At 62.2% G+C, this 4,648-nt stretch carries 4 protein-coding genes and 1 pseudogene; all 5 read left to right on the plus strand.

Annotation, left to right across the window (positions count from 1 at the left end):
* Positions 1 to 259, plus strand: a pseudogene (locus EN935_RS23060) (carbohydrate ABC transporter permease); the annotation flags it as partial.
* Entirely contained in the window at positions 259 to 1,365 is a 1,107-nt protein-coding gene (locus tag EN935_RS23065) for an ABC transporter ATP-binding protein (protein ID WP_245489024.1), read from the plus strand. The pseudogene EN935_RS23060 and the gene EN935_RS23065, both read left to right, overlap by 1 nt.
* A 31-nt stretch (positions 1,366 to 1,396) precedes the next feature.
* A complete protein-coding gene (locus EN935_RS23070) occupies positions 1,397 to 2,143 on the plus strand; it encodes a sugar phosphate isomerase/epimerase (protein ID WP_127265821.1) in 747 nt (248 codons plus the stop codon).
* Between the two features lie 11 nt (positions 2,144 to 2,154).
* Positions 2,155 to 3,297, plus strand: coding sequence for a Gfo/Idh/MocA family oxidoreductase (locus EN935_RS23075; protein WP_127265822.1), 1,143 nt, complete (start codon positions 2,155 to 2,157; stop codon positions 3,295 to 3,297).
* Positions 3,298 to 3,410: 113 nt separating this feature from the next.
* Positions 3,411 to 4,457: an L-glyceraldehyde 3-phosphate reductase gene (gene mgrA, locus EN935_RS23080; protein WP_126070562.1), complete on the plus strand. Its 1,047-nt coding sequence runs from the start codon at positions 3,411 to 3,413 to the stop codon at positions 4,455 to 4,457.
* The last annotated feature ends 191 nt before the right edge of the window (positions 4,458 to 4,648 follow it).

The raw sequence follows: 4,648 nt of genomic DNA on the forward strand, positions 1-4,648 counted from the left end.
GCCGATCTTCGTCGTCGCCATCATCCTGCAGGTGACCGGCATCTGGAACGACTTCCTGTTCGGCGTCGTCTACACCCGCCCCGACACCTATCCGATGACGGTGCAGCTCAACAACATCGTCAATTCGGTGCAAGGCGTGAAGGAGTACAACGTCAATATGGCCGCCACCATCCTGACCGGGCTTGTGCCGCTCATCGTCTACTTCATTTCCGGCAAGCTTTTCGTGCGCGGCATAGCCGCCGGCGCGGTGAAAGGGTGATGGCGATGACGGCAGCCAACGGCACCAGTGTTTCGATCCAGGATCTGTCGCTCAATTTCGGCGCGGTGACCGTCCTGGAGACACTCAACCTCGATGTCGCCAATGGCGAGTTCATCGTGCTGCTCGGGCCGTCCGGCTGCGGCAAGTCGACCTTGCTCAACTGCATCGCCGGCCTGCTCGACGTCTCCGAAGGCCGCATCTTCATCAAGGGCAAGAACGTCACCTGGGAAGAGCCCAAGGACCGCGGCATCGGCATGGTGTTCCAGTCCTATGCGCTCTACCCGCAAATGACGGTGGAGAAGAACCTGTCCTTTGGCCTGCGTGTCGCCGGCACGCCAAAAGAAGAGATCGCCAAGCGGATCGCGCGGGCGGCCGAAATCCTGCAGATCGAGCCATTGCTGCAGCGCAAACCGGCAGCACTTTCCGGCGGACAGCGCCAGCGCGTGGCGATCGGACGGGCGCTGGTGCGCGATGTCGACGTGTTCCTGTTCGACGAGCCGCTGTCCAATCTCGATGCCAAGCTGCGCGCCGAACTGCGCGTCGAGATCAAGCTGCTGCATCGCAAGCTGCAGAACACCATGATCTACGTCACGCACGATCAGATCGAGGCGATGACGCTGGCCGATCGCATCGCGGTGATGAAGGGCGGCGTCATCCAGCAGCTCGATGCGCCGCAGACCATCTATAACAGGCCGGTCAACCGCTTCGTCGCCGGCTTCCTTGGCTCACCCGCGATGAATTTCATCGATGGCGAGCTGCAGGCCGGCGCTGGCCCGGTGTTCAAGACCGATGGTGTTGCGGTGCCGCTTGACCGTTATGGTTTCGAGGGCAGCGATAGCCCCACCGGCGCTTGCGTACTGGGCATCCGGCCAGAACATATTGCCTTCGGCGAAGCGGCGAGGTCGATGCCCTTTGTCGCTGACGGGGCTGTCGAGATTGTCGAGCCGATGGGCTCGGACACGCTGGTGTGGACGAAACTCGGCGGCCACAATCTTTCCTTCCGCGTCGAGGCGGAAAGGACGCTTCGCAACGGCGATCCGATCCGGATCGGCTTCGATCCGGCACGCGCTTCGCTGTTCGATGCCGCCACCGGCAACCGCTTATAACTCCCAAGCCCAAAAGAAACGGACAGAGACGATGAACTGGTCATTCCAACTTTACAGCGCCCGCAATTTCCTGCCCTGGGAAGGGGTGCTCGCCACGCTCGGCAAGCTCGGCTATACGCAAGTCGAGGGCTTCGGCGGCGTCTATGACGATCCCAAGGCCTTTCGCACCGAACTCGACAAGAACGGGCTCGCCATGCCGACGGGGCATTTCTCGATCGACGCGCTCGAGAACGATTTCGACGGCGTGCGCAAAATTGCCGACGCACTTGGCATCACGCTGCTCATCTGTCCTTTCCTGATGCCCGACCAGCGGCCATCCGATGCGGCCGGCTGGCGTGGCTTTGCCGGGCGCCTGGCCAAAGTCGGCGACGCCGCGAAAAAGGCCGGCTACGGCTTTGCCTGGCACAACCATGATTTCGAGTTCAAGAAACTCGCCGATGGCTCGGTGCCGCAGGATCATATCCTGTCGTCTGCGCCCGAGATCGGCTGGGAGATGGATGTCGCCTGGGTGATACGCGGCGGCGTCGATCCGCTGCCGTGGATTGAGAAGCACGGCAAGCGGATCAGCGCGGTTCACGTCAAGGACATGGCCAAGCCCGGTGAGGGGCTGGACGAGGATGGCTGGTCGGATGTCGGCCATGGCACCATCGACTGGGCCGGCCTGATCAAGGTGCTGCGCGACAAGAGTGCTGCCCAGTACTACGTCATGGAACAGGACAATCCCAACGACATCGAGCGCTTCGCCCGCCGCTCGATCGCAGCCGTCAAGACCTACTAGGAGCAATCAGCATGGCAAAGAAACTTGGCATCGGCGTCATCGGCTGCGGCAACATCTCGAAAGCATATTTTTCGCTGGCGCCGCTGTTTCGCGGCATCGAGATGCGTGCCTGCGCCGACATCAACATGGAGGCGGCCAAGGCGCGGGCGAAGGAGTTCAAGCTGCGCGCCGAGACCGTCGAGGGACTTCTGAAGGCCGACGATATCGACATCATCGTCAATCTTACCATTCCGGCGGTGCACTACGAAGTATCGAAGCAGGTGCTCGACGCCGGCAAGCACGTCTATTCGGAAAAGCCGTTCGTGCTGTCGGTCAAGGAAGGGCTCGACCTGAAGAAACGCGCCGAGGCGAAAGGGCTGCGCATCGGCTCGGCGCCTGACACCTTCCTGGGCGGCGCGCATCAGCTGGTCCGCGACCTGATCGACACCGGCAAGCTCGGCAAGATCACCAGCGGCACCTGCCATGTGATGAGCCACGGCATGGAGCACTGGCACCCCAACCCGGACTTCTTCTTCCAGCCGGGCGCGGGTCCGGTGCTCGACATCGGACCGTACTATATCACCAATCTGATCCAGTTGATCGGGCCGGTGAAGCAGGTCGCGGCCTTCGCGACGACACCGGCCAAGGAACGGACGATTTCATCAAAACCGCGCGCCGGAGAAAAGATTCCGGTCGCGACACCCACAACCATCCATGGCCTGCTGGAGTTCGAGAATGGCGCCGTAGTCACGCTCAACACCAGCTGGGACGTCTGGACCCATGGTCACGCGCCGATGGAACTCTATGGCGAGACGGGCACGGTGTTCGTGCCGGATCCGAATTTCTTCGGCGGCGATGTGCGCTTCACGCAAGACAGCAAGCCGGTCAAGAAGCTGCCGAAATGGAAGCACCCGTTCGGTATCCCCAATGAAATGCATGGGCAAGGCATGATGGCCAACTACCGCACGTCAGGTCTCGCCGACATGGCGGTGGCGATCGTGGAAGGCCGGCCGCACCGCTGCTCGATGGAACTGGCGCTTCACGCCGTCGATGTGATGACCGGCCTGCTGCGCTCCGGCGAAACCGGCAAGTTCGTCGCCATGCAGACCACCTGCGAACGGCCGGCCGCACTGGGCGTCAAGGAAGCCAAAGAGCTTTTGGCAAAGAAGAAGTAGGCGGCACACCTCAACCCTCTCCCCGTTCCGACGGGGAGAGGGTAAGGGTGAGGGGCAGAGCCGACTCGCCGCGATGGCAGTAGCCTGGCTCGCTTCCATTTGAGGATTTTCCGATGCCCTATAGTCCCGCCGAAAACCGCTACGAGAAAATGATCTACAACCGCTGTGGCCGCTCCGGCCTGAAGCTGCCGGCGATCTCGCTGGGGCTATGGCACAATTTCGGCAATGACACGCCGCACAAGACCAAGCAGGCGATCGCGCGCAAGGCCTTCGATCTCGGCATCACGCATTTCGACCTCGCCAACAATTACGGTCCGCCGCCCGGCTCGGCCGAGACCGCTTTTGGCGAGATCCTGCGCACCGACTTCGCCGCCTACCGCGACGAGCTGATCATCTCGACCAAGGCCGGCTACGAGATGTGGGCCGGGCCCTACGGCGAATGGGGCGGGCGCAAATACATGCTTGCCAGCCTCGATCAGAGCCTGAAGCGGATGGGTCTCGACTATGTCGACATCTTCTATTCGCACCGTTTCGACCCCGACACGCCGCTGGAAGAGACCATGGGCGCGCTCGACCATGCCGTGCGCTCGGGCAAGGCGCTCTATGCCGGCATCTCGTCCTACAATTCGCAGCGCACGCGCGAGGCCGCCGATATCTTGAAGCAGCTTGGCACGCCTTGCGTCATCCACCAGCCGAGCTATTCGATGCTGAATCGCTGGGTGGAGGAAGACGGCCTACTCGACACGCTCGAAGGGCTCGGCGTCGGCTCGATCGTGTTCTCGCCGCTGGCGCAAGGCATGTTGACCGACAAGTATCTCGGCGGCATTCCCGACGGCAGCCGTGCTTCCCAGGGCAAGTCGCTGAAGACAGCGTTCATCAACGACAAGACCATCGCCAACATCAAGGCGCTTGACGCCATCGCCGGCAAGCGCGGGCAGACGCTGGCGCAGATGGCGCTGGCCTGGGTGCTGCGCAAGGGCAGGGTGACCTCGGCGCTGATCGGCGCCAGCCGGCCGGAGCAGGTCGAGGACTGCGTTGGCGCGCTTAAGGTGCTCGACTTCAGCGATGCCGAACTCGCCGAGATCGATACCTATGCGCGCGAATCCGACATCAATCTGTGGGCGGCTTCGGCCGAGCGCAAAGGCCCGCCAAGGAAATAAGCCCGCTCGATAAGCCGGCAAAACAAAAACGGCGGGCAACCTGCCTGTTGCCCCGCTCCGATCGATGTTCTCGGCCGCCTTGCGGGCAGAATGCTGGAAACAGTAGCAAAAATGCCTGTTCGTCGCTATCTGGGGGGACATGGATCGTTTGTGCGCGGCGCAAGCGACGCAAGGCGAGTTGGAAACAGGAT

Source organism: Mesorhizobium sp. M7D.F.Ca.US.004.03.1.1 (assembly GCF_003998635.1).
Classification (GTDB): domain Bacteria; phylum Pseudomonadota; class Alphaproteobacteria; order Rhizobiales; family Rhizobiaceae; genus Mesorhizobium; species Mesorhizobium loti.